Here is a 24,354-nt window from a genome sequence, read left to right as displayed (position 1 = left end):
CTCATCTACCTCAGTTTCAGGGTTGCAAGGCCGACCAGCACCAGAATCACGGTGATGATCCAGAAACGGACGATCACCCGTGGTTCAGGCCAGCCCTTGAGTTCAAAGTGGTGGTGAATCGGCGCCATGCGGAACACGCGCTTGCCGGTCAACTTGAAGGAGGCGACCTGGATCACCACCGACAGGGTTTCCATGACGAATACGCCACCCATGATGAACAGTACGATTTCCTGGCGGACGATCACCGCGATGGTGCCCAGCGCGGCGCCCAGCGCCAGGGCGCCGACGTCGCCCATGAAGACCTGGGCCGGGTAAGTGTTGAACCACAGGAAGCCCAGACCCGCTCCGATCAGCGCGCCGCAGAACACGATCAGCTCGCCCGAACCCGGCACATACGGGATCAGCAGGTATTCGGCGAACTTCACGTTGCCCGACAGGTAGCAGAAGATGCCCAGGGCACCGCCCACCATGACCGTTGGCATGATGGCCAGGCCGTCGAGGCCGTCGGTGAGGTTGACCGCGTTGCTCGAACCGACGATCACGAAGTAGGTCAGGACGACGAAGCCGATGCCCAGCGGAATGGTGACATCCTTGATGAACGGCACGATCAGCGTGGTCTCGACGCTGGTCGGGGCGGTCTTGTAAAGGAAGATCGCCGCAGCCAGGCCGAACACCGACTGCCAGAAATACTTCCAGCGGCTCGGCAAGCCACGGGAGTTCTTCTCGATCACCTTGCGGTAGTCGTCGACCCAACCGATGGCGCCAAACGCCAGGGTGACGATCAGCACGACCCACACGTAGCGGTTGGACAGGTCGGCCCACAGCAGGGTGCTGATCGCGATGGCCGACAGGATCAGCGCGCCGCCCATGGTCGGGGTGCCGGATTTGGACAGGTGCGATTGCGGGCCGTCATTACGGACGGCCTGACCGATCTGGCGAATCTGCAGGGTACGGATCATCCACGGGCCCAGCCACAGCGCCAGCGACAACGCAGTCAGTACACCAAGGATCCCGCGCAGGGACAGGTACTGGAAGACCGCGAAGCCTTTGTGGAACTGTTGCAGATACTCAGCCAACAGCAGCAGCATTAATGTTTCTCCCCGCTGGCACCGCACAATGCCGCCACGACGTTTTCCATCGCAGCGCTGCGCGAGCCCTTGATCAAGATAGTGGTGTCACTGGCATTTTCGGCGCGAACCGCGTCGATCAGCTCAGCTTGAGTAGCGAAATGACGGCCATTGGCGCCGAACGCCTTGACCGCGTGTGTCATGTTGGAACCCACAGCGTACAGGGCGTCGACCTTGTCACGCGCGTAGTCACCCACCTGACGGTGGCCTTCCTCCGCCCATTGACCCAATTCGCCGATATCCCCAAGCACCAGGACGGTGCGTCCGGAAAAGCCGGCGAGTATATCAATGGCCGCGCACATCGAGGTGGGATTTGCGTTGTAACTGTCGTCGATTACCCGCACACCGTTCGGCGCGATCTGCGCCACGGTGCGGCCCTTGACCGGTTGCACGGCATTCAGGCCAGCGGCAATGCCGCTCAGGCTCAGACCGACGGCGTGGGCAGCCGCCGCAGCGGCCAATGCGTTGCTGACGTTGTGCTCGCCCAGTACGTTGAGTTGCACCGCAACCGAGTCCCCGGCGCCATGCAGCGTGAAGGACGGGCAGCCACGCGCATCGCGATCGATGCCAGTGGCGTAGAAGTCGGCGCGGCCATCGTTACGGGCGAAACTGACGACCCTGTGCGCACCGGCACGCGCCTTCCAGATGGCAAAAGCCTTGTCGTCCAGATTGAGGATGGCCGTGCCGCCCTCGCCCAGGCCTTCGAGGATCTCGCCCTTGGCCTCGACGATTTTCTCCGGGCCGCCGAACTCGCCGACATGGGCAGTACCGGCGTTATTGATGACCACCACGTGCGGCTGGGTCAGGCCGACGGTGTAGCGGATCTCGCCAATGCGCGAAGCGCCCAGCTCGATTACCGCAGCGCTGTGCTCCGGGGCGATTTCCAGCAGGGTCAGCGGCGCCCCGAGGTCATTGTTCAGGTTGCCACGGGTAGCATGCACCAGGCCACGGGTGCGCAGGATGCTGGCCAGCATCTCCTTGACCGTGGTCTTGCCGCTGGAACCGGTGATGGCCACGACCGGCTTGTCGAACGCGGCACGATTCAAGGCACCCAGTTGCCCCAGCGCGACACGGCAGTCCTTGACCAGCAGCTGTGGCAGGTCGACATCGGCCACTTCACGCTCGACCAGCGCCGCTACGGCACCTTTGTCCTTCACATCGGCCAGGTAATCGTGGCCATCGAAACGCGGGCCTGTCAGGGCGACGAACAGTTGCCCGGCACTGACGCTGCGGCTGTCGATGCTGACGCCGCCGAAGCTGGCGTCGGCACCCACCACGCGAGCACTCAGTGCCGTGGTCAGCTGGCTGAGGGTCATCGGCTTAAGCATGTGGAGCCTCCCAGGCTGCAAGCGCCTTCTCGGCTTCGACCAGATCGGAGAAATCGTGGCGCTCGCCACGAATCTCCTGGTAATCCTCATGGCCCTTGCCGGCCAGGACGATGACGTCATCGGCGGCGGCAGTGGCGATCAAGTGGGCAATGGCTTCGCCGCGGCCAGCGACGAACTCGACGTGCTCTGACTTGGCAAAGCCAGGGCGGATATCGTCGAAGATCCGCAGCGGGTCTTCGCTGCGCGGGTTGTCATCGGTGACCAGCACGCGGTCAGCCAGGCGCTCGGCCACTTCGGCCATCAGCGGGCGCTTGCCACGGTCACGGTCGCCACCGCAGCCGAACAGGCACAGCAGCTTGCCGTGTGCGTGCGGGCGCAGGGCCTCGAGTACTTTTTCCAAGGCATCCGGGGTGTGGGCGTAGTCGACCACCACCAGCGGTTTGTCGCCGCCGCCCAGGCGCTGCATGCGGCCAACCGGCCCTTGCAACTGGGGGGTGACCTTGAGGATTTCGTCCAGCGAATAATCCAGAGCCAGCAGCGTTGCCACTGCCGCGAGCATGTTGCTCAGGTTGAAACGGCCAAGCAGTTGGCTGCGCAAGGTGCGCTCACCCTGGGCGCTGACGAGGATTGCGCGCACGCCATCGTCATCGAACGTGGCTTCACGGCAATACAACGAAGCCTCCGGGTTCTCCAGGCTATAGCTGAGCAGCCGGGTCTCGATATGATCGGCACTCGGACGACGGGCATAGGCCGCCGCCAGGCGGCGCCCAAAATCGTCATCCAGGTTGACCACCTGGCAACGCAGGCTGCGCCAGGCGAACAGCTTGGCCTTGGCGGCCTCATAGGCCTCCATGCTGCCGTGGTAATCCAGGTGATCGCGGGACAGGTTGGTCATTACCGCGATATCGAACTCCAGCGCAGCGACACGCCCCTGCTCCAAGGCATGCGAGGACACCTCCATCGCCACGGCCTTGGCGCCGCCCTTTTTCAGGTCGTACAGCGTCGACTGCACCGCGATCGGGTCTGGGGTGGTCAGGCGGCCGCTCTGCAGCTCACCATAGAAACCGGTACCCAACGTGCCGATCAGGCCGCAACGCTGGCCCAGCACATCAAGCGCCTGGGCCACCAGTTGCGTGACACTGGTCTTGCCGTTGGTGCCGGTCACCCCGACCAGGTTCAGCTGACGGCTTGGCTCGCCATAAAAGCGACCGGCGATATCCGACAGCTGAGCGATCAGCCCCTTGACCGGAATCAGCGGCATCTCGGTGATCGGCAACACGGTCGCGCCCTGCTCTTCATAGGCAACCGCGGCGGCGCCACGGGCCAGGGCGTCGGCGATATGGTCACGGCCATCGACCTTGGCCCCGGGCACAGCCAGGAACAGATCACCCGGGCGCACCGCACGGCTGTCCAGGGTCAGCTCGCGGATCAGCGGATCACGGCTGGCGTGGGCGAAAAGCTTGCTCAGTGGCATTGTCATCATCCACGCCCTCCCTTGGCGTCTGCTGCATTGACTTGTGGTTGTGCGGTTGCTGGCGGCGGCAGGTTGTCTGGCGGCACGTTCATCAAACGCAAGGTGCCCGACATGACCTTGCTGAACACAGGCGCCGATACCAGGCCACCGAAGTAGCCGCCCTTGCTCGGTTCGTCGATGACCACCACGATCGCGTAACGCGGGTCGCTCATCGGGCCGAAGCCTGCGAACAGCGAGCGGTAGGCGTTCTCGGTGTAGCCCTTGGAGCCAACGGTCGCCTTACGCGCCGTACCCGACTTACCACCCACGTGATAGAACGGCACCTGGGCACGGAACACCCCGCGCGGCGCCTCGATCACTTGCTGCAGCATGCCTTGGACGGTTTCGGCAGTTTCTTTCGGAATCGCCTGAACGGCTTCGGGCGCCTTGTCCACCTTGAGGATCGACAGCGGCACCATCTTGCCGTCGTTGGCCAGCGCCGCGTAGGCATGCACCAGTTGCAGCGCAGTCACCGACACGCCATAGCCGTAGGACAGGGTCGCGGTCTCGGCCTTGCGCCACTCACGGTGGTTAGGCAGGTTGCCCACCCGCTCGCCCGGGAAGCCCAGGCCGGTGTATTGCCCCAGGCCGACCTGGGACATGACCCGATAGATGGCCTCGCCGCCGATGTCGAAGGCGATCTTGCTCATGCCGACGTTACTGGAGTTGATCAGGATGCCGGTCAGGTCGAGGATCGGGCCCTCGCTACGGGAAACGTCCTTGATCGTGTAGCGGCCGATCTGCAGGGTGCCCGGGTAGACCTCGACCTTGTCGGTGATCTTCCAGCGCCCGCTCTGCAGCGCCGCACTCATGGAAATCGGCTTCACGGTCGAGCCGGGTTCGAACACGTCGATGATCGCCCGATTACGCATCGCGGCAGGGAACATGCTGCGGCGGTTGTTCGGGTTGTAGGTCGGCTGGTTGACCATGGCCAGCACTTCGCCGGTCTTGACGTCCATGATCACCAGGCTGCCGGCTTTGGCTTCCTGTTCGGCGATGGCGTTGCGCAGCTCACGGGTGGCCAGGTATTGCAGGCGCAGGTCTATCGACAACGCCAAGGTCTTACCGGCCTTGGCGTTTTTGGTTACCTGAATGTCCTTGATCAGCCGGCCACGCCGGTCCTTGATCACCTGTCGCTTGCCAGGCACGCCGGCCAGCCATTCGTCATAGGCCAGCTCTACCCCTTCACGCCCGTGGTCATCGAGGTCGGTGAAGCCGACCATGTGCGCGGTGACATCACCGGCGGGATAGAAGCGGCGGAACTCTTCCAGGCCATAGACACCCGGCACTTTCAGGTCGAGCACATGCTGGCCCTGCTCCGGGGTCAGGCCGCGGACCAGGTAGATGAATTCTTTGCTGGCCTGCTGGGTCAGGCGCTCGGTCAGTTGCTGGGGGTTCTGCCCAAGGGCGGCAGCCAGTTGTGGCCAGCGGTCCTTCGACGCCTGCATTTCCTTGGGGTTGGCCCACAAGGTGGTGACCGGGGTGCTGACCGCCAGCGGCTCACCGTTGCGGTCGGTGATCAGGCCACGGTGCGCCGGGATTGGAATATGGCGCAGGCTGCGCGCATCGCCCTGCCCCTTGAGGAAGTCACGGTCGACCACCTGCAGGTCGATGATGCGCCAGCAGATGGCACCGACCATCAACGCCAGCAAGCCGATCACCACCCGGAAGCGCCAGGGGTAGAGTGCGCCTTCGAGCTTCATCATGGCGCCACCATCCGCACTTCGTCAGCGGCGGGCACGCGCATTTTCAGCTGCTCGGACGCCAGGCTTTCGATGCGGCTGGAAGCCGTCCAGGTGCTCTGCTCAAGAATCAAACGCCCCCACTCGGCCTGCGCCTTGTCGCGCTCGCTCAACTCGCCGTACAGGGTGTTGAGCAACTGACGGTTCCAGTGGGCGCTGTAGGACACGGCGATGGCCGAAACCAGAACGCCGACGAACAGCAGAAGCATCAGGAAGCTTCCGCCTGGCAATGGCTTGGCAAACAACCTGCTCACCGCAGCTTCTCCGCCACCCGCATCACGGCGCTGCGCGACCGCGGGTTGGCCTTGAGCTCGGCCTCGGAAGCGAACTGCGCCTTGCCGATGAGCTTGATCTTGGGCTCGAAGGCCTTGTGCTGTACCGGCAGGTTGCGCGGCAGGTTGTCTGCCTCGCCCTTGACCAGCTTGCGCATGAACAGCTTGACGATACGGTCTTCGAGCGAGTGGAAGCTGATGACGACCAGGCGGCCGCCAACTTCCAGCGACTCGAGCGCCGCTTCAAGGCCGGTTTCGAGGTCGCCCAGCTCGTTGTTGACGTGGATGCGCAGGCCCTGGAAGGCGCGGGTGGCGGGGTTCTTGCCCTTCTCCCAGGCCGGGTTGGCGACCTTGAGCACTTCGGCAAGGTCGGCGGTACGGGTGAATGGCTGCTTTTCGCGACGCTCCACCACGGCACGCGCCATACGCCCGGAAAAACGCTCCTCGCCGTATTCCTTGAACACGCGGGCGATTTCCTCGACCGGTGCGCTGGCGATGAATTCGGCGGCGCTGACCCCGATACCGGGGTTCATGCGCATGTCCAGCGGGCCGTCATTGAGGAAGCTGAAGCCACGCTCTGGGTCATCCAGCTGCGGCGAAGACACACCCAGGTCGAGCAGCACACCGCTGACCTTGCCGGCCATGCCGCGCTCAGCCACTTCCGCGCCGAGCTCGGCAAAGCTGCGCTGCACAATGACAAAGCGGCCGTCTTCGGCCGCCAGCGCTTGCCCTGTGGCAATCGCTTGTGGGTCTTTATCGAAGCCCAGCAGCCGCCCTTGCGGCCCAAGCTTGCTGAGGATCAGACGGCTGTGTCCGCCCCGGCCGAAGGTGCCGTCCAGATAGCAACCGTCGGCGCGCAGGGCCAATGCCTCGACAGCTTCGTCGAGCAGGACGGTAATGTGGTTGAAGCCGCTATCTATGGTCACAGGATCAGGTCACGCAATTCGTCGGGCATGGCGCCCGGTTGTTGAATAGCTGCAAGGTCGGCTGCCGAAACCGTGTTCCAGGCATCTTCATCCCACAGCTGGAATTTGTTCAGTTGCCCCACCAGCATCGCCTTCTTGTCGAGCTTGGCGTACTCACGCAGACGGGGCGGAACCAGGAAACGCCCACTGCCATCGAGCTCCAGGTCAACCGCATTGCCGATCAGCAAACGCTGCAGGCGGCGGTTTTCCTCACGCAATGACGGCAAGGCACGCAACTTGGCTTCTATCTGTTCCCACTCATCGAGGGGGTAAACACACAAGCAGGGGTCTACAGCGTCGATGGTCACGATCAGCTGGCCATTGCAACGCGAATCGAGCTCGTCGCGGTACCGGCTCGGCATGGCGAGACGGCCTTTGGCATCGAGGCTGACGGCGTTGGCTCCGCGGAACACGGCTGCGACTCCCCACAATGGTAGCTTTTTTGTGCCAGAAAACCCACTTCATCCCACTTTCTGCCACTTGCGCACACTATAGGAATCCGCCCGCCGCACCGTCAAGGCACGTTCATAAGGAAAAGCCTTACAGGACCGAGATTTAGCGCGACAAAGGAATGCGGAAGGACTTCAGGGAGGAAAAAAACACGAGAAAAATCAAACCCACGCAAGCGAATGGAGTTCGAAGTTAAAGTGATTTATTAAGAGTAAGATTTTTTCGGTATTACCAGAGTGCGCCTGCTATCGATTCAAGCAGGGAGGGAGAGGTGGAGAGTCGATCTGTAAGCCGGGTTTTGTCGAGGACAGTCATTCCTCTACGACGGCCATCACTGGACGCCTCTAGCAACCTACCCGGTTCCGACGCGGGCCACGCCTAATGGAACCCTATTTGGTCTTGCTCCGAGTGGGGTTTACCTAGCCACGAACTGTTGCCAGCCGTGCGGTGCGCTCTTACCGCACCTTTTCACCCTTACCGGCACCGAAGTGCTTAGGCGGTTATTTTCTGTGGCACTTTCCGTAGGCTCGCGCCTCCCAGGCGTTACCTGGCACTCTGCCCTATGGAGCCCGGACTTTCCTCCCCCTGCTGTTTCGCAACAAAAGCTGCGGAACAAAAACAGGCAGCGACTGTCCGATCGACTCTCCGCCGACAAGATTAACGGTACACGCGGTCAAGAACAAGCGATACCGCAAACTATATCAAGTGGCCACTACTCTGCTTTCTGCTTTTCCAGGGCAAGTTGATACAACAGGTTCTTGCGTACACCGGTAATTTCCGCCGCAAGTGCCGCCGCCCGTTTGAGCGGCAACTCTGCCAACAGCAAGTCCAGTACCCGCTGCGCTTCGGTACTGATCGCCTGCTCGCCCTCGGGCGCGCTCCAGCCACCGACCAACACCACGCACTCGCCACGCTGCTGATTGCTGTCGCCCGCGACAAACGCCCGCAGCTCGGCCAACGGCAAGCCCTTGAGGGTCTCGAAGGTTTTGGTCAGCTCGCGCGCCAGCAGCGCCGGGCGTTCGCCACCGAACACCGCCTCCATGTCCTCCAGGCACTCGAGGATACGGTGAGGGGCCTCGTAGAAGATCAGCGTGCGTGGCTCTTCCTTGACCTGCTCCAGCCGTGCACGGCGCCCCGCCGTCTTGGCTGGCAAAAAGCCTTCGAAGATGAAACGGTCAGAGGGCAGGCCCGCCGCCGACAGCGCGGCAATCAGCGCGCATGCACCCGGTACCGGCACCACACTCACCCCCGCCGCCCGCGCCTGACGCACCAGGTGGTAGCCAGGGTCGGAAATCAACGGTGTGCCGGCGTCGGAAACCAGCGCAACATTGTCGCCGGCCAACAACCGGGTCAGGAACCGACCGCCCTCGTCGCGCTCGTTGTGCTCATGGCACGCCGCCAGCGGCGTGTCGATACCGAAATGCTGCAACAGACGGATCGAGTGGCGCGTGTCCTCGGCCGCGATCAGGGCGACATCCGCCAGCACCTTCAGCGCCCTGGCGCTCATGTCGTCGAGGTTGCCGATGGGCGTTGCGACCACATACAGCGTACCCACGGTGGATTTCGAAGCCCCTGCCACATCAGTCACTGCGCACACCTGTCTTTCGGATCAAAGGCGCCATTGTAGCCCGACCGCCCGTAACAGGGCGCAAAGAACTTCGCAGGCGTTCATCGGCCAGCCACCTATAGTGAAGGATCAGCATCAGCAAGATCGCGCCCCGGCCAGTGCTTGGGTACAATTGCCGGCCAACTTGATCGAGTAACAGGACCTTTACATGATCGCTTGCCTGCGGCTGCTCTCAGCCCTCTGCCTCGCTACCCTGCTGGCAGCCTGCGCCAGCTCGCCCTCATCCAGCCTGGGCGAGCTGCCACGCACCCCGGACGCCAGCATCGAGCAACTGCTCGAAAAGGCCGCCTCCAGCAAGTCCACGGAAGATGCCGCCCTGCTGCGCCTGAGCGCCGCAGACCTGGCGTACAAGCAGAAGGACTACCCGCGCGCCGCACGCATTCTCGAGCAGGTCCCGATGGACACGCTCAAGCCCGCCCAGCAAGTGTTCGCCAGCACCCTTGGCGCCGAGCTGGCCATGAGCCGCAACCAGCCCAAGGCGGCCCTCACCGCCCTGTCGCACCCTAGCCTGCAGCGTGTCGCCGAGCTGCCGGCAGAACAGCAGGTACGCACCTACAGCGTCCACGCCGCCGCCCTCGAAGCCGACGGCCAGGCCCTGGCCGCCGCCCAGCAGCGCGTGCTGCTTGCCCCGCTGCTCAGCGGCCAGGCCGCCAGCGCCAACAACGACTCGATCTGGTCGCTGGTCGCCGCGCTGCCACCCGAACAGCTGCAGCAGCCAGCCAACGACCCGGTGCTCGCCGGCTGGACCAGCCTGGCACTGGCCGTGAAAACCGCCGGTACCCTGGAGCAACAGCAAGCCGCCATCGACACCTGGCGCCAGCAGCACCCGGACCACCCTGCCGCCCAGCAACTGCCGGTGGCGCTGGCCAAGCTCAAGGAGCTGGCCAGCCAGCCATTGACCAAGATTGCCCTGCTGCTGCCCCAGGAAGGCCCATTGGCAGGCGTCGCACGCGCACTGCGTGATGGCTTCATGGCCGCCCACTTCCAGGCTCAGCAGTCTGGCCAGCCGGCCCCCGCCGTGCAGGTATACGACAGCTCCCGCATCACCTCGGTTGACGACTTCTACCGCCAGGCCCAGGCCGATGGCGTGCAACTGGTAGTCGGCCCGCTGGAAAAACCCCTGGTGAAAAAGCTCGCTGCCAATGCGCAACTGCCAATCACCACGCTCGCCCTGAACTACGCAGACGCCGGCCAGACAGCCCCGCCACAACTCTTCCAGTTCGGCCTCGCTGCCGAGGATGAAGCGCGCGAAGTCGCACGTCGCGCCCGCGCCGACGGCATGGTCCGCGCCGTCGCGCTGGTACCGAGTGGCGAATGGGGTGACCGTGTGCTCGCCGCCTTCCGCAAAGACTGGGAAAGCAACGGCGGCACCCTGCTCGCCGCCGAGCGCATCGCTCAGCCCGTCGCCCTGGCCCAGCAGATTGCCGACCTGTTCCAGCTGCGCCAGAGCGAAGGCCGCGCCAAGAGCCTGCAGAGCACCGTGGGCGGCAACATCGCCGCGCAGCCGTCGCGCCGTCAGGACATCGACTTCATCTTCCTGGCCTCGACGCCGCAACAGGCCCAGCAGATCAAGCCGACCCTGAACTTCCAGTACGCCGGCGACGTACCGGTCTATGCCACCTCGAACCTGTACAGCGCCAGCGGTGACGTCAACCAGTACAACGACATGAACGGCATTCGCTTCTGCGAAACACCGTGGCTGCTCGACACCAGCAACAGCCTGCGCCAGCAGGTGGTGCAGCAATGGCCGCAAGCCGCCGGCAGCCTCGGCCGCCTGTACGCCATGGGCGTGGATGCCTACAGCCTGGCACCGCGCCTGGGCCAACTGAAAGCCTTGCCGGACAACCGCGTACAAGGGCTTTCGGGCAGCCTCAGCATGAACGCCAACCAGCGTATCGAGCGCCAGCTGCCTTGGGCCGAATTCTCTGGCGGCCAGGTCAAGCGCCTGCCAGACACCGCCCGTTGATGCCAGACGCATCGCCCTCCCAGGCCGGTCAGGCAGCCGAAAACCAAGCCCTTGAGTTCCTTCAAGGGCAAGGTCTCAAGTTGCTGACGCGCAATTGGCGATGCAAAGGCGGTGAGCTTGATCTGGTCATGCTCGACGCCGATACAGTAGTATTCGTCGAAGTCCGCTACCGGTTGCACGCGAGCTTCGGTGGCGCCCTCGGCAGTATCGACGGGCGCAAGCAGAAACGGCTGGTGCTGGCTGCCAGCCTTTTCCTGCAAAAGGAGCCGCGCTGGGCCGCACAACCCTGCCGCTTCGACGTTGTCGCCCTGCAGGGCAGCCACCACGCAGGCAGACCGCTTCAATGGCTGAAAAACGCCTTCGAATGCTGAACCCACTTCGTATTTTTTGCTCTATGTTTCGCGGGCTGGTCTTTGTTGCGCGCCGCGCCGGCCACCGCCCCACTTAAGGTCACCAGATGGACATGCAATCCCGAATTCGCCGGCTGTTCCAGGCCAGCATCGATACCAAGCAACAGGCAATGGACATCCTGGCACCGCACATCGAGCAGGCCAGCCTGGTCATGGTCAATGCGCTTCTCAACGAGGGCAAGATGCTCGCTTGCGGCAACGGCGGCTCGGCTGGCGATGCCCAGCACTTTTCGTCGGAGCTGCTCAACCGCTTCGAGCGCGAGCGCCCGAGCCTGCCGGCCATAGCACTGACCACCGACAGCTCGACGCTGACCTCGATCGCCAATGACTACAGCTACAACGAAGTCTTTTCCAAGCAGATCCGCGCCCTGGGCCAGCCCGGCGATGTGCTGCTGGCGATTTCCACCAGCGGCAACTCGGCCAACGTGATTCAAGCGATCCAGGCCGCACATGATCGCGAAATGATTGTCGTAGCATTGACCGGGCGTGACGGCGGCGGCATGGCTTCGCTGCTGCTGCCCGAGGACGTCGAAATCCGCGTGCCTTCGACGGTCACCGCACGTATCCAGGAAGTCCACCTGCTGGCGATCCACTGCCTGTGCGATCTGATCGACAGCCAATTGTTCGGGAGTGAAGAATGACCCCTATGCGCCTCGGCCTGATGGCCCTGACCCTGTGCCTGAGCGTCACCGGCTGCAGCTCGGTGCTGACCTCGACCCGTAACTCGCCGATCGAGGACGATCGCGGCACGCGCACCATCGGCAGCAAGATCGATGACTCGCTGATCGAAACCAAGGCTGCGGTCAATATTTCCAAAGCCAGCCCAGACCTCGACAAGGGCTCGCACATCGTTGTCAGCAGCTACAACGGCATCGTCCTGCTTGCCGGCCAGACCCCTCGCGCCGAGCTCAAGAGCCTGGCCGAGCAAACGGCTGGCCAGGTGCAGCGCGTGAAGAAGGTGCACAACGAACTGCAGGTGATGCAGCCCTCCTCCATCCTGGCGCGCAACAACGACGCCTGGCTGACCACCAAGATCAAGACGCAGATGCTCACTGACAACGCCGTGCCAAGCTCGCGCATCAAGGTGATTACCGAGAACGGTATCGTCTACCTGCTCGGCCTGGTGACCCAACAGGAGGCCAATGCTGCCACCGGCGTGGTACAGAGCGTGTCGGGCGTACAGAAGATCGTCAAACTGTTCGAGTACATCGACTGATTGACTGGCTGCCTGAACCGACCTCTTCGCGGTTGACCCGCGAAGGGCCGGCACAGGCAGCAACGTTGCTCCAATCCTTCCAGATACCCAGGAAACACCGCATGAAAAAGCTTTTGCTGCCTGCCCTGCTGTTTGGCACCTTCGCCACCCTGGCTGGCTGCTCCACCCCAAGCCTGATCACCCTGAACGACGGCCGTGAAATCCAGGCTGTCGACGCTCCGAAGTTCGAAAAGGACTCCGGCTTCTACGAGTTCCAGCAACTCGACGGCAAGCGCACCCGCATCAACAAAGACCAGGTACGCACTATCAGCGACCTGTAATCGCAGGCGCGCTGCAAATAAAAAGGCGATCCGGTTGGATCGCCTTTTCTGTTACTTGACCACTTTCAGGCTTGGCCGCCCCGTCGGGCGCGGCGGCTGGCCACCGCCTTCTGGCGGGCCATCATCATCCGGCTCGACATCATCGTCTTCCAGCTCCTCGCCTTCCATCAGCGACGGCTCCAACTCGAAGACCATGCCCTGGCCGTTCTCACGGGCGTAGATACCGAGGATTGCGCCAATCGGCACGTACAGCGTGTGGGCAACACCGCCGAAGCGGCCCTCGAAGCTCACTGCCTCGTTATCCATGTGCAGGCTGCGCACGGCACTGGGCGAGATATTCAGGACAATCTGACCATCACTGGCAAAACCTTGAGGCACCTGGACTGCCGGATACTCGGCATTGACCAGCATATGGGGCGTGCAATCGTTGTCGACGATCCACTCATACAGTGCTCGAACCAGATAGGGGCGACTGGAGTTCATCAACAGCTCCTTAAAGCTTGCGCATTTCACGTTCAACGGAGGACAGGCTCGCCAGGAAAGGCTCGCGGGCGAACTGTCGCTCCATGTAATCCAGCAGCGGCTTGGCTTGCCGCGGCAATTCGATACCCATTACCGGCAAACGCCAGAGTATGGGCAATAGACAACAGTCGACCAGGCTTTGCTCATCACTCATGAAGCAGGCGAACTCACCGAACAGCGGCGAGACCCCCGTCAGGCTCTCACGCAACGCCTTGCGCGCCTCGGCGCGGGCAGCATCGCTGTTGCGCACGTCGAGCACCGTATCGGCCAGGGCACACCAGTCACGCTGGATGCGATGCATGAGCAGGCGGCTGTTGCCACGCGCCACAGGGTACACCGGCATCAAGGGCGGATGCGGATAACGCTCTTCGAGGTATTCCATCACCACGGTCGACTCATACAACGCCAGGTCGCGGTCGACCAGGGTCGGCACGCTCGCATAGGGGTTAACCTCGACCAGCTTGGGCGGCAGGCGGCCAGGGTCGACGTCGACGATCTGCACGCTGATGCCTTTCTCGGCAAGCACGAGGCGTACCCGATGAGAATAGTGATCAGCGGGGTCGGAATAGCAGGCTAACCTGTTGGTTGCGCCCATGTAGCGCCTCCTCGTACGGGATGCTCGTAACACTCAAAATGAAAACGCGCCCGGGGCACCCTGGCAAACCTGCCAGAGCCCCCCGGGCGCGTTCAACTACCAGAAATTACTGCGTGATCAGTGCACGTCCTTCCAGTATTCACGCTTGAGCAAATAGGCGAATACGAAGAAGAAAGCCAGGTACAGCAACACGTAGGTACCGATGCGCTGGCTTTCCAGTTTGACCGGGTTGGCCGAATAGGCCAGGAAGGTCACCAGGTTCTTGACCTTCTCGTCGAACTGCTCGGTCGTCAGGGTACCGGAATTCGGCGTGATGGTCAGCTGGTCACACGCTTCATGGGTCAGCGGGCTGCCCGTCAGCGGGTCAAACTGCTTCTTGCCATCGACTACGCTCTGCACCTGCTTGCAGCCAACCACCTGGTTGCCCTGCAGGCCAACCAGCACGTTGGGCATGCCAACGTTAGGGAACACCTTGTTGTTCACCCCATAAGGGCGCGATGGGTCCTCATAGAAGCTGCGCAGGTAGGTGTACAGCCAATCAGTGCCACGCACCCGGGCAACCAGGGTCAGGTCGGGCGGCGCGGCCCCGAACCAGGTCTTGGCGTCGTTGGGGCGCATGCCGATCTGCATGTGGTCGCCGATCTTGGCACCGGTGAAGACCAGACTCTCGAGCATCAGCTCGTGCGGGATACCCAGGTCGTCGGCCACCCGCTCGTAGCGCTGGAACTTGGCACTGTGGCAACCCATGCAATAGTTGGCAAAGGTACGCGCGCCATCCTGCATGGCCGCCTTGTCGGTCAGGTCGATGTCAACCTTGTCCAGCTCCAGGCCATGTTCTGCGGCGAAGGAAAAGGCAGGCATCACTGCCAGCAAAAATACTGCAATCAACTTTTTCATCAGCCAGTCACCCTTTCCGGAACCGGTTTGGTCTTCTCGAGCCTTGTGTAGAACGGCATCAGCAGGAAGTAGGCGAAGTACAACACCGTGCACACCTGCGACAGCAAGGTGCGGCCAGGCGTCGGCGCCAGCACGCCCAGCACACCGAGGATGACGAAGGACACGCAGAACACCAGCAGGAAGAGCTTGCTGATCCAGCCCTTGTAGCGCATGGAGCGCACCGGGCTGCGGTCGAGCCAAGGCAGCACGAACAACACGGCGATCGCGGCCCCCATGGCGATTACGCCCATCAGTTTGTCAGGCACCGCACGCAAGATCGCGTAGAACGGTGTGAAGTACCACACCGGCGCGATGTGCTCCGGCGTCTTGAACGCGTTCGCCTGCTCGAAGTTCGGTTTTTCCAGGAAATAACCGCCCATTTCCGGGAAGAAGAACACCACGGCACAGAACACGAAGAGGAACACCACCACGCCGACAATGTCCTTTACGGTGTAGTACGGGTGGAACGGGATACCGTCCAGCGGAATACCGTTTTCGTCCTTTTTCTTCTTGATGTCGACGCCATCGGGGTTGTTCGAACCCACTTCGTGCAAGGCCAGGATGTGCAGCACTACCAGGCCAAGGATGACGATCGGCAGGGCAACCACATGCAGGGCGAAGAAGCGGTTCAGGGTGATGCCGGAGATCAGGTAGTCACCGCGAATCCACTGGGTGAGGTCATCGCCGATCACCGGGATTGCGCCGAACAGCGAGATGATCACCTGGGCACCCCAGTACGACATCTGCCCCCACGGCAGCAGATAACCCATGAAGGCCTCTGCCATCAGCGCCAGGTAGATCAGCATGCCGAACAGCCAGACCAGCTCACGCGGCTTCTGGTAAGAGCCATAGAGCAGGCCGCGGAACATGTGCAGGTAGACCACGATGAAGAACGCCGAAGCACCGGTGGAGTGCAGGTAGCGCAGGATCCAGCCATATTCGACGTCACGCATGATGTACTCGACCGAGGCGAAGGCCTCTTCCGCCGAGGGCGTGAAGCTCATGGTCAGCCACACACCGGTCACGATCTGGTTGACCAGCACCAGCAACGCCAGGGAGCCGAAGAAATACAGGAAGTTGAAGTTCTTGGGCGCGTAATACTTGCTCAGGTGGTCTTCCCACATCTTGGTGGCGGGGAAGCGCGCATCAATCCAGTCCATGAACTTGCTCATCATGCGTTCTCCTGATCGACGCCGATGACAATGATGTCGTCCGACTCATAAGAGTGCGGGGGCACTGGCAGGTTGAGAGGCGCCGGCTGCGACTTGTAGACACGGCCAGCCAGGTCGTAGTGGGAACCGTGGCAAGGGCAGAAATAGCCACCCACCCATTTCGGACCGAGGTCGGCGGGCGCCACTTCCGGGCGGAACGTCGGCGAGCACCCCAGATGGGTACACAGGCCGACGAGAATGAGTATTTCCGGCTTGATCGAGCGAACCTGTGGGTCGACGTAGGTCGGCTGCACCGAGGCCTTCGACTCGGGGTCGGACAGGTCTGCGGTGATTTTCTTGAGGTTTCCGAGAATCTCTTCCGTTCGCCGTACGATGAACACAGGTTGGCCACGCCACTCGGCCACCATCTGCTGCCCGGCCTCGACCTTGGCAATATTGACCTTCACCGGTGCACCTGCGGCTTTCGCCTTGGCACTGGGAAACCATGACCCCACGAACGGTACCGCAGCCCCCACTGCCCCCGCCGCCCCGACCACAGAGGTCGCGGCTACGAGGAAGCGGCGCCGGCCTGCGTTGACGCCGTCATTACTCATTCAGTCCTCTCCCATCAGCTTGCTTGGCCTGTTGAATCAGGCCTGTACTTAGGTAATGTCTGTGGCACTAAAAATTGGCCGCCATGGTAAGAAACAAATCCACACACTGACAAGGTGATTACCCACTTACGGGCTACAACCCTCGCTTTGCTTGATCTGCGTCTATGCGGTAAGCCGTCACGGACATGCTGACAGGTTAGTTCAAGACATAAAAAAAGCCCGGTTCCAAAGGAACCGGGCTTTTTCGACTGCCGAAGCGGTATTAACGCTTGGAGTACTGAGGACGCTTACGCGCTTTACGCAGACCCACTTTCTTACGCTCAACTTCACGAGCGTCGCGGGTGACGTAGCCAGCACGACGCAGAGCGGCACGCAGGGTTTCGTCGTATTGCATCAGAGCGCGGGTGATACCGTGACGGATCGCACCGGCTTGACCGCTGACACCACCACCAGCAACGGTGACGTAGATGTCGAACTTCTCAACAGTCTCGGTCAGTTCCAGCGGCTGGCGAACAACCATGCGAGCGGTTTCGCGGCCGAAGAACACGTCCAGAGAACGGTTGTTGATGGAGATGTTACCAGTACCCGGACGCAGGAAAACGCGAGCGGTTGCGGTCTTGCGACGGCCAGTGCCGTAATTTTGAGTCGCCGACATAATGAACTATCCCGTTAGATCTTCAGTTCTTGAGGCTGCTGAGCAGTGTGTGGGTGAGCAGCACCCGCGTACACTTTCAGCTTACGGTACATGTCGCGACCCAGCGGGTTCTTCGGCAGCATGCCTTTGACCGCGGTTTCGATAACACGCTCAGGGGCCTTGGCGATCAACTTCTCGAAGTTGATTTCCTTGATACCGCCTGGGAAGCCGGAGTGGGAGTAGTACATTTTGTCGGAAGACTTGGCGCCAGTCACACGAATTTGCTCGGCGTTGATGACGACGATGTAGTCGCCGGTGTCAACGTGAGGGGTGTATTCTGGTTTGTGTTTGCCACGCAGACGGCTAGCGATTTCGGTAGCCAGACGACCCAGGGTCTGGCCAGCGGCGTCGACTACGAACCACTCGCGCTTTACTGTTTCCGGTTTAGCAGTAAAAGTTTTCATTCTCTAAAGCCTCAGAGGCCGCCCAGCGAAAAATAGACGGCGAATCTTACTGGATAGTGCACAGCTTGCCAAGGGCAAGCGCGCAGCCGAACACAGACGCTTTTGGGGGCTCGGGTCGGGCACGCCCATGTTCGACGGGGTTCTTCCTGCGTGGTGGTGCATCACTCCCTCCACACGGAGAGGGTCCGAATTATCCAGATTGCGCGAAAAATTTCAACCTGCTTTTATGGGCTTCTTTGCCAAGGAGACACTTCCCGATGGAATACCGCCAGCTCGGCCGTACCGATCTCAGCGTCAGCGCCCTGTGCCTGGGCACCATGACCTGGGGTGAGCAGAACGTTCAGGACCAGGCCTTTGAACAGATCGCCATGGCCAAGGCCGCCGGGGTCAACTTCATCGACACCGCCGAGATGTACCCGGTGCCGCCCCGCCCCGAGACCTACGCCGCCACCGAGCGCATCATCGGCAACTGGTTCCGCCAGCATGGCGATCGCGACGACTGGATCCTGGCCAGCAAGGTCGCCGGGCCCGGCAACGGCATCAGCCACATCCGCGATGGCCAACTCAAGCACAACCGCCAGCACATCGTCGCGGCACTGGACGAGAGCCTCAAGCGCCTGCAGACCGACCGCATCGACCTGTACCAGTTGCACTGGCCCGAGCGCAGCACCAATTTCTTCGGCAAGCTGGGCTACCAGCACCTGAGCACAGACCTGTTCACCCCGCTGGAAGAAACCCTCGAGGTGCTCGACGAGCAGGTGCGCGCGGGCAAGATCCGCCACATCGGGCTGTCCAATGAAACGCCGTGGGGCACCATGAAGTTTCTGCACCTGGCAGAAACCCGCGGCTGGCCGCGCGCGGTGTCGATCCAGAACCCGTACAACCTGCTCAACCGCAGCTTCGAGGTCGGCCTTGCGGAAATCGCGATCCGCGAGCAGTGCGGGCTGCTGGCCTACTCGCCGCTGGCATTCGGCATGCTCTCGGGCAAGTACGAGAACGGCGCCAGGCCAGAGAACGGCCGCCTGACCCTGTTCAGCCGCTTCGCCCGCTACTCCAACCCACAGACCGTGGCGGCCTGCAGCCGCTATGTGCAACTGGCCCAGGCGCATGGCCTGGACCCGGCGCAGATGGCCTTGGCCTTCGTCACCCAGCAGCCCTTCGTGACCAGCAATATCATCGGTGCGACCGACCTGGTGCAGCTGCAGAGCAACCTAAAGAGCCTGGAACTGAACCTGGGCGATGAACTGCTGGCGGCGATCGAAGCGATTCATCAGGACCAGCCCAACCCGGCGCCTTGATCAAAGCGACAAGCAGCGAGCTTCAAGCTGCAAGACAGAGCGGGTGTGTACTGGCCTGTTTTCTTGGAGCTTGTAGCTTGAAGCTTGCAGCTGGACAAAAAACATAAGACGATCCAGCCGGTGATTGACCACTCTACCCTATAAGAACAATGACAAATGATGTTTACCCAACCCACCGCTTCACTGCGGCGCGTCAGCATCCTGGCCATTGACAAGGTGTTCGCTTCGACCTTGATGCAAGCCAAGGATTTCTTCCACCTCGCCAGCCTGCGTTACAGCAAGCAGCTGGGCCTGGGCTTGCAGCCCATGTTCGAGATTGGCCTGGTGAGCCCGGACGGCCAGCCCGTGGACAGCTTCAGCAATGTCCAACTGCCGGTCGACGGCAGCCTGAACGATGCCGATATCATCATCCTCCCGGCGTTCTGGGACGATTTCGACAACCTCATGCAGCGTTATCCACAGGTCTTGCCGTGGTTGCGTGAACAGCATGCCCGCGGCGCCGTGCTGTGTGCCGAAGCCAGCGGTGTGTTCTGGTTGGCCGAGTCCGGCCTGCTCGATGGCAAGGAAGCGACGACCTACTGGCGCTTTTTCGCCAACTTCGCCGAGCGCTTTCCGAACATCCGGCTGAACCAGGACAAGCACCTGACGGATGCCGACAACATCTATTGCGCCGGCGGTGCAACCTCGGCCTGCGACCTGTACATCTACCTGATCGAGCGTTTCTGCGGGGCCAACGTGGCCCGTGCCGTGGCCCGCGATATCCTCTACGAAGTGCAGCGCAACTACACCCCGGGGCGCATGGGCTTTGGCGGGCAGAAGCTGCACCAGGACCTGATCATCCTGCAGATCCAGCATTGGCTGGAAGAGCACTTCGCCGACAAGTTCCGCTTCGAAGACGTCGCCCGCAACCATGGCATGAGCATTCGCAACTTCATGCGCCGCTTCCAGGGTGCGACGGGCGACAAGCCGCTGCATTACCTGCAACGGTTACGCATCGAGACGGCCAAGGGGTTGTTGTCGAGCACGCGCAAGAGCATCAAGACCATCAGCTACGAGGTCGGCTACGACGATGCCAGCTTCTTTGCCCGGTTATTCCGCCAGCACACCGAACTGTCGCCGAACCAGTATCGGCAGCAGTTTGTGCAGGAAGCCTGAAAGGCTTCCTGAGCGGCAAGCGGCAAGCTACAAGCGGCAAGAAAAAGCTAGAGAAACATGCGGCTTGCTCTGGCTTTTTCTTGCCGCTTGAACCTCGAAGCTTGCCGCTGCTTCTTGCCGCTTGAACCTCGAAGCTTGCCGCTGCCTTTAGGGCTTGTGCGCGCGCGACAGGAACTCGTGTGACTGCATTTCCAGCAACCGGCTCAAGGTACGCTGGAACTCGAAGCTCAGCCGGCCACCGGTGTACAGGTCCTTTAGCTCCACTTCGGCCGAGATGATCAGCTTGACGTTACGGTCGTAGAATTCGTCGACCATGTTGATGAACCGACGGGCGATGTCATCGGTGGCAACGCCCATCTGCTCGACATTGCTCAGCAGAACGGCATGGAAGATCTTGCCCAGTTCGATGTAGTCGTTCTGGCTGCGCGGCCCGTCGCACAGGGCGCGGAAGTCGAACCAGGCGACGTCGTCGCAGGTGCGCAGGGCATTGATCGGGCGGTTCTCGATCATCAGCACGTCGTTCTCGACGGCCTGGGTGCACTCCGGCGTCAACGCCTTGAAGCTTGCACGCATGCTCTGCTGCGCGGCGTCATCGAGCGGGAAGTGGAACAGTTCGGCCTGCTCCAGGTGACGCAGGCGGTAGTCGACGCCGCTGTCGACGTTCACCACGTCGGTGTACTGCTTGATCATGGCGATGGCCGGCAGGAAGCGCGCACGCTGCAGGCCGTCCTTGTACAGGCCGTCCGGCACGATGTTGGAGGTCGCCACCAAGGACACGCCGTTCTTGAACAGCTCTTCCATCAGGGTGCCGAGGATCATCGCATCGGTAATGTCGGAGACGAAGAATTCGTCGAAGCAGATCACCCTGGCTTCGTCGCTGAAGCGCTTGGCAATGAGGGTCAGCGGGTTCTTCTCGCCCTTGAGGGTTTTCATCTCCTCGTGCACACGCTTCATGAAGCGGTGGAAGTGCGTGCGCATTTTCTGCTTGAACGGCAGCGCCTCGTAGAAGGTGTCGACCAGGTAGGTCTTGCCACGGCCTACGCCGCCCCAGAAGTACAGGCCCTTGACCGGCGTCTGCTCCTTCTTGCCGAACAACTTGCCGAACATGCCCGGCTTGTTGTTCTGCGCCTGGACCAGGTCGTCGTAGAGGCGCTGCAGGTGACGCACCGCAGTCTCCTGCGCCGCATCATGGAAGAAGTCGGGACGTTTCAGATCTGCTTGATATCGTTCTAGGGGCGTCATGATTTCGTTAGCGAGGCAACAAAAAACGGGCCGTCACTGTAGCGACAGACCCGCTTGATGGCAATCATACATACGGCCATTGTCTCTCAGGCCGCACGCTCAACCGCTCCTACAGTCGAATGCTTCAGTCCTGCTGCGGCGCCAGCGCCTCGTGCAGGCTTTGAACGGCAGCATCTCGGGCTTCGGCGCTTGCGAACTGCGGCCCGTCGGCAACCTGCTCGCCGTTCAGCCACAGGCTGAAGCCCAGGCCTTCGACACGCACATCGGCCTCGCCGCCTTGCTGCAATTGCTTGCTCACAGCGCCCGCACTCTTGCCGTCGGCGAAGCTGCGCGACAGCAGCAGTTGCTCGCCATCGGCGGCCAGCAGGCGGAAGCGGAAGCTGCCGTCCTCATCGCGGAAGCTGACGAAGCGCGCGCTCTTGGCTGCCTTTTTCTTGACTTCGGTGCCGGCCTGCACGCTGCTGCGGAACGAGCGCAGGCCAACAGCCTCGCGCAGTTGCTCGAGGAACGGCGTGGCGGTCTTGCGGGCCTTGGCGGCGCCGGCCAGGAGGATGTCTTCCAGGTCCGAGGGGCGCGATATCAGTTGGTGGTAGTGATCACGCTTCTCGGCCAGTTGCCCGTCCAGCAGCTGGAACAGCCGCTGCTTGGCTTCACCCCAACCCAGGCCCTGCAGCAGCTCTTCGCGGAACTCGGCGCATTGTGCCGGCGTCGAGAACGCCTGGAACAAGGTGAACAGGTGGGCGTTGTCCGGGTCTTTCGCTTCGCCAGGTGCGCGCGAGTCGGTGACGATGCGCGAGATGGCGTCTTTCATGTCCTTGGCGCTGGTGAACAACGGGATGGTGTTGTCGTAGCTCTTGGACATCTTGCGACCATCCAGGCCCGGCAGGGTCGCCACGCTCTCCTCGATCACCGCCTCAGGCAGGGCGAAGAAGTCTTTGCCCTGGCCGAACAGGTGGTTGAAGCGCTGGCCGATGTCACGCGCCATTTCCACGTGCTGTATCTGGTCACGGCCAACCGGTACCTTGTGGGCGTTGAACATCAGGATGTCGGCGGCCATCAGCACCGGGTAGCTGTACAGGCCCATGGTCACGCCGGCATCCGGGTCTTCGCCGGTTTCCAGGTTCTTGTCCACCGAGGCCTTGTAGGCATGCGCCCGGTTGAGCAGGCCCTTGGCCGCGACGCAGGTCAGCAGCCAGGTCAACTCGGGGATTTCGGGGATATCGGACTGGCGGTAGAAGGTCACCTTGTCCGGATCGAGGCCACCGGCCAGCCAGGTCGCGGCGATTTCCAGGCGCGAGCGCTGGATGCGCTGCGGGTCGTCGCACTTGATGAGGGCGTGGTAGTCGGCCAGGAAGTAGAACGAATCGGCACCGGGTTGCTGGCTGGCGCGGATCGCCGGGCGGATGGCGCCGGCGTAGTTGCCCAGATGCGGGGTGCCGGTGGTGGTGATACCGGTAAGGATGCGCGTGGTCATGGGTGTTCGCTTATTCAGGCTTGGCTCAATTCGAAAGGCGCGGCAGCAGCAGATCCTTCAGATCGGTCAGCTTGCCATGGAAGAAGTGTCCGCATTCTGCCACTTTCAGCAGCTCGTGGGGGCGCGACAGGGCGTCAGACCATTCGTAAACCAACTGCGGATCGACGACTTCGTCGCTGTCAGGCTGTACCAGCGTGATCGGGCAGCGCTGCGGCGGCGGGAATTCACTCGTCAGGCGCATCACCGCCGGGGCGATCATGAACAGATGCTGCAGCGCAACGCCTGCGCTTTCCAGGCGCCCTGCCAGGCTGGTGGCGACAAAGCCACCGAACGAGAAGCCCATCAGCACCACGGGCAGCCCTGGGTGCTTGGCCTGCAGCCAAGCTGCGGCGGCCTCGGCGTCGGCCACCTCGCCAGCGCCCATGTCGTGGCTGCCGGCACTCTGATCCACGCCACGGTAGTTGAAGCGCAGGGTCACGTAACCGGCGTCACGCGCCGTGCGTTGCAGGGTCGAAACCACCTTGTTGAGCATGGTGCCGCCCTGGACCGGGTTGGGGTGGCAGATCAGCACCGCGCCGCGGGCCTCGGCCACATCCAGGTACAAGGCTTCCAACTGGCCGCAAGGGCCGTCGATGAACAAAGGGGTTTCGCGGACAAGCAAGGCACTACTCCGTGACCTCGGGAAGGGTCGATTCGTCTAGGTGAGGAATTCTGTTCTGATTTGCGATCGCTCGCGGTATACAGCGCAGGTCTGAGCCGTTAACGTAAAGCAAAGCCGTTTATAGAGGAAGGACTCGTGGAACTCTCGCTCCTTGTTTGGTTGTTGCCGACCCTGGCCCTGGTCATCGGCGTGGTGGTTGGTTTCGTCGTGGCCCGCCTGCTGCCCAATGCCGCGCCTAGCAGCACGCAACGTCAGCTGGACGACATCCAGCAGCGTTTCGACAGCTACCAGAACGAAGTGGTCACCCACTTCAACAGCACCGCCGTACTGGTCAAGAAACTGACCCAGAGCTACCAGGATGTCCAGGATCACCTGGCCGATGGTGCCAATACCCTGGCCCTCGACGACGTGACCCGCCAACGCCTGCTGGCCGCCCTGCACTCGGAAGCGGCCCAAGGCCCTCGTGACCGGCTTACCCCGCCGAAGGACACTGCCGAAGTGCCACGCGACTACGCGCCAAAAACGCCGAACTCGCCGGGTATGCTCGATGAGAGCTACGGGCTCAAGCGTTGATACCCTGAAATGAAACAAGGCCTCGCGAGAGGCCTTTTTCTTGTATCCATTTTTTGGAACAACGATGAAAAACCCTGCCGAGGCAAGGTTTTTCATTTC

The 24,354-nt window shown here is 62.0% G+C and carries 26 protein-coding genes and 1 other RNA gene; 8 read left to right on the top strand and 19 right to left on the bottom strand.

Annotated elements, in window-relative coordinates; all coding sequences use genetic code 11:
• Positions 1-5: 5 nt before the first annotated feature.
• From mraY to rsmI, 9 genes are all read right to left on the bottom strand, one after another.
• Positions 6-1,088: a phospho-N-acetylmuramoyl-pentapeptide-transferase gene (mraY, locus tag DJ563_RS25715; protein ID WP_033702836.1), complete on the bottom strand. Its 1,083-nt coding sequence runs from the start codon at positions 1,086-1,088 to the stop codon at positions 6-8.
• Positions 1,088-2,455 (bottom strand): UDP-N-acetylmuramoyl-tripeptide--D-alanyl-D-alanine ligase, encoded by a 1,368-nt coding sequence (locus DJ563_RS25710; RefSeq protein WP_274098473.1) that lies wholly within the window; start codon positions 2,453-2,455, stop codon positions 1,088-1,090. The genes mraY and DJ563_RS25710 overlap by 1 nt, the downstream gene beginning before the upstream one ends.
• Positions 2,448-3,938 carry a UDP-N-acetylmuramoyl-L-alanyl-D-glutamate--2,6-diaminopimelate ligase gene (locus DJ563_RS25705; RefSeq protein ID WP_434518551.1) on the bottom strand — a complete coding sequence of 497 codons (1,491 nt, stop codon included), beginning with the start codon at positions 3,936-3,938 and terminating at the stop codon, positions 2,448-2,450. Before DJ563_RS25705 ends, DJ563_RS25710 begins: the two co-directional genes overlap by 8 nt.
• Complete coding sequence (locus tag DJ563_RS25700; protein ID WP_434519751.1) at positions 3,935-5,671, bottom strand: peptidoglycan D,D-transpeptidase FtsI family protein; 1,737 nt, start codon at positions 5,669-5,671, stop codon at positions 3,935-3,937. The genes DJ563_RS25705 and DJ563_RS25700 overlap by 4 nt, the downstream gene beginning before the upstream one ends.
• Complete coding sequence (ftsL, locus tag DJ563_RS25695; RefSeq protein WP_033702839.1) at positions 5,671-5,964, bottom strand: cell division protein FtsL; 294 nt, start codon at positions 5,962-5,964, stop codon at positions 5,671-5,673. Before ftsL ends, DJ563_RS25700 begins: the two co-directional genes overlap by 1 nt.
• Positions 5,961-6,908 (bottom strand): 16S rRNA (cytosine(1402)-N(4))-methyltransferase RsmH, encoded by a 948-nt coding sequence (gene rsmH, locus DJ563_RS25690; RefSeq protein WP_434518550.1) that lies wholly within the window; start codon positions 6,906-6,908, stop codon positions 5,961-5,963. The genes ftsL and rsmH overlap by 4 nt, the downstream gene beginning before the upstream one ends.
• The gene (gene mraZ, locus DJ563_RS25685; RefSeq protein WP_019439042.1) at positions 6,905-7,360 is read right to left on the bottom strand and encodes a division/cell wall cluster transcriptional repressor MraZ; all 456 of its coding nucleotides are present in this window, start codon (positions 7,358-7,360) and stop codon (positions 6,905-6,907) included. The genes rsmH and mraZ overlap by 4 nt, the downstream gene beginning before the upstream one ends.
• Before the next feature lie 308 nt (positions 7,361-7,668).
• An RNA gene (rnpB, locus tag DJ563_RS25680) (RNase P RNA component class A) lies at positions 7,669-8,042 on the bottom strand.
• Positions 8,043-8,109: 67 nt separating this feature from the next.
• Positions 8,110-8,985 carry a 16S rRNA (cytidine(1402)-2'-O)-methyltransferase gene (rsmI, locus tag DJ563_RS25675; protein WP_033702841.1) on the bottom strand — a complete coding sequence of 292 codons (876 nt, stop codon included), beginning with the start codon at positions 8,983-8,985 and terminating at the stop codon, positions 8,110-8,112.
• 187 nt (positions 8,986-9,172) lie between these two features.
• On the opposite strand from rsmI, the gene DJ563_RS25670 reads away from it, so the two are divergent.
• The 5 genes from DJ563_RS25670 (at position 9,173) to DJ563_RS25650 (ending at position 12,936) form a co-directional block, all read left to right on the top strand.
• Positions 9,173-10,990 (top strand): penicillin-binding protein activator, encoded by a 1,818-nt coding sequence (locus DJ563_RS25670; protein WP_274098471.1) that lies wholly within the window; start codon positions 9,173-9,175, stop codon positions 10,988-10,990.
• The gene (locus DJ563_RS25665) at positions 10,990-11,361 is read left to right on the top strand and encodes a YraN family protein (RefSeq protein ID WP_274098470.1); all 372 of its coding nucleotides are present in this window, start codon (positions 10,990-10,992) and stop codon (positions 11,359-11,361) included. Before DJ563_RS25670 ends, DJ563_RS25665 begins: the two co-directional genes overlap by 1 nt.
• A gap of 86 nt (positions 11,362-11,447) precedes the next feature.
• Entirely contained in the window at positions 11,448-12,041 is a 594-nt protein-coding gene (locus DJ563_RS25660) for a phosphoheptose isomerase (RefSeq protein WP_012274070.1), read from the top strand.
• Positions 12,038-12,616, top strand: a complete 579-nt coding sequence (locus tag DJ563_RS25655) for a BON domain-containing protein (RefSeq protein WP_033702844.1) — start codon at positions 12,038-12,040, stop codon at positions 12,614-12,616. The genes DJ563_RS25660 and DJ563_RS25655 overlap by 4 nt, the downstream gene beginning before the upstream one ends.
• A 101-nt stretch (positions 12,617-12,717) precedes the next feature.
• Positions 12,718-12,936, top strand: a complete 219-nt coding sequence (locus tag DJ563_RS25650; protein ID WP_274098469.1) for a YgdI/YgdR family lipoprotein — start codon at positions 12,718-12,720, stop codon at positions 12,934-12,936.
• Between the two features lie 51 nt (positions 12,937-12,987).
• On the opposite strand, the gene DJ563_RS25645 is transcribed toward DJ563_RS25650, so the two are convergent.
• The 7 genes from DJ563_RS25645 to rplM all read right to left on the bottom strand — a co-directional run bounded on the left by DJ563_RS25645 (position 12,988) and on the right by rplM (position 17,852).
• Entirely contained in the window at positions 12,988-13,419 is a 432-nt protein-coding gene (locus tag DJ563_RS25645) for a ClpXP protease specificity-enhancing factor (RefSeq protein ID WP_033702846.1), read from the bottom strand.
• Between the two features lie 10 nt (positions 13,420-13,429).
• Positions 13,430-14,053 (bottom strand): glutathione S-transferase N-terminal domain-containing protein, encoded by a 624-nt coding sequence (locus DJ563_RS25640; protein WP_434518549.1) that lies wholly within the window; start codon positions 14,051-14,053, stop codon positions 13,430-13,432.
• A gap of 117 nt (positions 14,054-14,170) precedes the next feature.
• Positions 14,171-14,950, bottom strand: a complete 780-nt coding sequence (locus DJ563_RS25635; protein ID WP_274098467.1) for a cytochrome c1 — start codon at positions 14,948-14,950, stop codon at positions 14,171-14,173.
• Complete coding sequence (locus tag DJ563_RS25630; protein WP_033702849.1) at positions 14,950-16,161, bottom strand: cytochrome b; 1,212 nt, start codon at positions 16,159-16,161, stop codon at positions 14,950-14,952. Before DJ563_RS25630 ends, DJ563_RS25635 begins: the two co-directional genes overlap by 1 nt.
• Positions 16,161-16,754: a ubiquinol-cytochrome c reductase iron-sulfur subunit gene (petA, locus tag DJ563_RS25625; protein WP_027593998.1), complete on the bottom strand. Its 594-nt coding sequence runs from the start codon at positions 16,752-16,754 to the stop codon at positions 16,161-16,163. Before petA ends, DJ563_RS25630 begins: the two co-directional genes overlap by 1 nt.
• A 262-nt stretch (positions 16,755-17,016) precedes the next feature.
• A complete protein-coding gene (gene rpsI / locus DJ563_RS25620) occupies positions 17,017-17,409 on the bottom strand; it encodes a 30S ribosomal protein S9 (RefSeq protein ID WP_033702850.1) in 393 nt (130 codons plus the stop codon).
• A 14-nt stretch (positions 17,410-17,423) separates the two neighbouring features.
• The gene (gene rplM, locus DJ563_RS25615; RefSeq protein WP_008097538.1) at positions 17,424-17,852 is read right to left on the bottom strand and encodes a 50S ribosomal protein L13; all 429 of its coding nucleotides are present in this window, start codon (positions 17,850-17,852) and stop codon (positions 17,424-17,426) included.
• 257 nt (positions 17,853-18,109) lie between these two features.
• Here rplM and DJ563_RS25610 point away from each other — a divergent pair, with 257 nt between their 5' ends.
• Together DJ563_RS25610 and DJ563_RS25605 are read left to right on the top strand one after the other, a co-directional pair.
• Entirely contained in the window at positions 18,110-19,150 is a 1,041-nt protein-coding gene (locus DJ563_RS25610; RefSeq protein ID WP_274098466.1) for an NADP(H)-dependent aldo-keto reductase, read from the top strand.
• Between the two features lie 234 nt (positions 19,151-19,384).
• A complete protein-coding gene (locus DJ563_RS25605; RefSeq protein ID WP_274098477.1) occupies positions 19,385-20,305 on the top strand; it encodes a GlxA family transcriptional regulator in 921 nt (306 codons plus the stop codon).
• 147 nt (positions 20,306-20,452) lie between these two features.
• Here the strand turns inward: DJ563_RS25605 and zapE are convergent, their stop codons facing one another.
• From zapE to DJ563_RS25590, 3 genes are all read right to left on the bottom strand, one after another.
• Positions 20,453-21,547 carry a cell division protein ZapE gene (gene zapE, locus DJ563_RS25600; RefSeq protein WP_274098465.1) on the bottom strand — a complete coding sequence of 365 codons (1,095 nt, stop codon included), beginning with the start codon at positions 21,545-21,547 and terminating at the stop codon, positions 20,453-20,455.
• A gap of 124 nt (positions 21,548-21,671) precedes the next feature.
• Positions 21,672-23,021: a tryptophan--tRNA ligase gene (locus tag DJ563_RS25595; RefSeq protein WP_434518548.1), complete on the bottom strand. Its 1,350-nt coding sequence runs from the start codon at positions 23,019-23,021 to the stop codon at positions 21,672-21,674.
• Positions 23,022-23,046: 25 nt separating this feature from the next.
• The gene (locus DJ563_RS25590) at positions 23,047-23,682 is read right to left on the bottom strand and encodes an alpha/beta hydrolase (RefSeq protein WP_434518547.1); all 636 of its coding nucleotides are present in this window, start codon (positions 23,680-23,682) and stop codon (positions 23,047-23,049) included.
• Between the two features lie 135 nt (positions 23,683-23,817).
• On the opposite strand from DJ563_RS25590, the gene DJ563_RS25585 reads away from it, so the two are divergent.
• Positions 23,818-24,255, top strand: a complete 438-nt coding sequence (locus DJ563_RS25585; protein WP_027593992.1) for a YhcB family protein — start codon at positions 23,818-23,820, stop codon at positions 24,253-24,255.
• The last annotated feature ends 99 nt before the right edge of the window (positions 24,256-24,354 follow it).

Origin of the sequence: Pseudomonas sp. NFX1 (genome assembly GCF_051123555.1) — a bacterium.
Classification (GTDB): Bacteria; Pseudomonadota; Gammaproteobacteria; order Pseudomonadales; family Pseudomonadaceae; genus Aquipseudomonas; species Aquipseudomonas capeferrum.
This window is presented reverse-complemented; position numbering and strand designations above follow the sequence as displayed.

Coding starts and splice junctions, on each gene's coding strand:
- mraY (WP_033702836.1), bottom strand. CDS start 1,088: ATGCTGCTGCTGTTGGCTGAGTATCTGCAACAGTTCCACAAAGGCTTC.
- DJ563_RS25710 (WP_274098473.1), bottom strand. CDS start 2,455: ATGCTTAAGCCGATGACCCTCAGCCAGCTGACCACGGCACTGAGTGCT.
- DJ563_RS25705 (WP_434518551.1), bottom strand. CDS start 3,938: ATGATGACAATGCCACTGAGCAAGCTTTTCGCCCACGCCAGCCGTGAT.
- DJ563_RS25700 (WP_434519751.1), bottom strand. CDS start 5,671: ATGAAGCTCGAAGGCGCACTCTACCCCTGGCGCTTCCGGGTGGTGATC.
- DJ563_RS25670 (WP_274098471.1), top strand. CDS start 9,173: ATGATCGCTTGCCTGCGGCTGCTCTCAGCCCTCTGCCTCGCTACCCTG.
- DJ563_RS25665 (WP_274098470.1), top strand. CDS start 10,990: ATGCCAGACGCATCGCCCTCCCAGGCCGGTCAGGCAGCCGAAAACCAA.
- DJ563_RS25660 (WP_012274070.1), top strand. CDS start 11,448: ATGGACATGCAATCCCGAATTCGCCGGCTGTTCCAGGCCAGCATCGAT.
- DJ563_RS25655 (WP_033702844.1), top strand. CDS start 12,038: ATGACCCCTATGCGCCTCGGCCTGATGGCCCTGACCCTGTGCCTGAGC.
- DJ563_RS25650 (WP_274098469.1), top strand. CDS start 12,718: ATGAAAAAGCTTTTGCTGCCTGCCCTGCTGTTTGGCACCTTCGCCACC.
- DJ563_RS25645 (WP_033702846.1), bottom strand. CDS start 13,419: ATGAACTCCAGTCGCCCCTATCTGGTTCGAGCACTGTATGAGTGGATC.
- DJ563_RS25640 (WP_434518549.1), bottom strand. CDS start 14,053: ATGGGCGCAACCAACAGGTTAGCCTGCTATTCCGACCCCGCTGATCAC.
- DJ563_RS25635 (WP_274098467.1), bottom strand. CDS start 14,950: ATGAAAAAGTTGATTGCAGTATTTTTGCTGGCAGTGATGCCTGCCTTT.
- DJ563_RS25630 (WP_033702849.1), bottom strand. CDS start 16,161: ATGAGCAAGTTCATGGACTGGATTGATGCGCGCTTCCCCGCCACCAAG.
- petA (WP_027593998.1), bottom strand. CDS start 16,754: ATGAGTAATGACGGCGTCAACGCAGGCCGGCGCCGCTTCCTCGTAGCC.
- rpsI (WP_033702850.1), bottom strand. CDS start 17,409: ATGTCGGCGACTCAAAATTACGGCACTGGCCGTCGCAAGACCGCAACC.
- rplM (WP_008097538.1), bottom strand. CDS start 17,852: ATGAAAACTTTTACTGCTAAACCGGAAACAGTAAAGCGCGAGTGGTTC.
- DJ563_RS25610 (WP_274098466.1), top strand. CDS start 18,110: ATGGAATACCGCCAGCTCGGCCGTACCGATCTCAGCGTCAGCGCCCTG.
- DJ563_RS25605 (WP_274098477.1), top strand. CDS start 19,385: ATGCAAGCCAAGGATTTCTTCCACCTCGCCAGCCTGCGTTACAGCAAG.
- zapE (WP_274098465.1), bottom strand. CDS start 21,547: ATGACGCCCCTAGAACGATATCAAGCAGATCTGAAACGTCCCGACTTC.
- DJ563_RS25595 (WP_434518548.1), bottom strand. CDS start 23,021: ATGACCACGCGCATCCTTACCGGTATCACCACCACCGGCACCCCGCAT.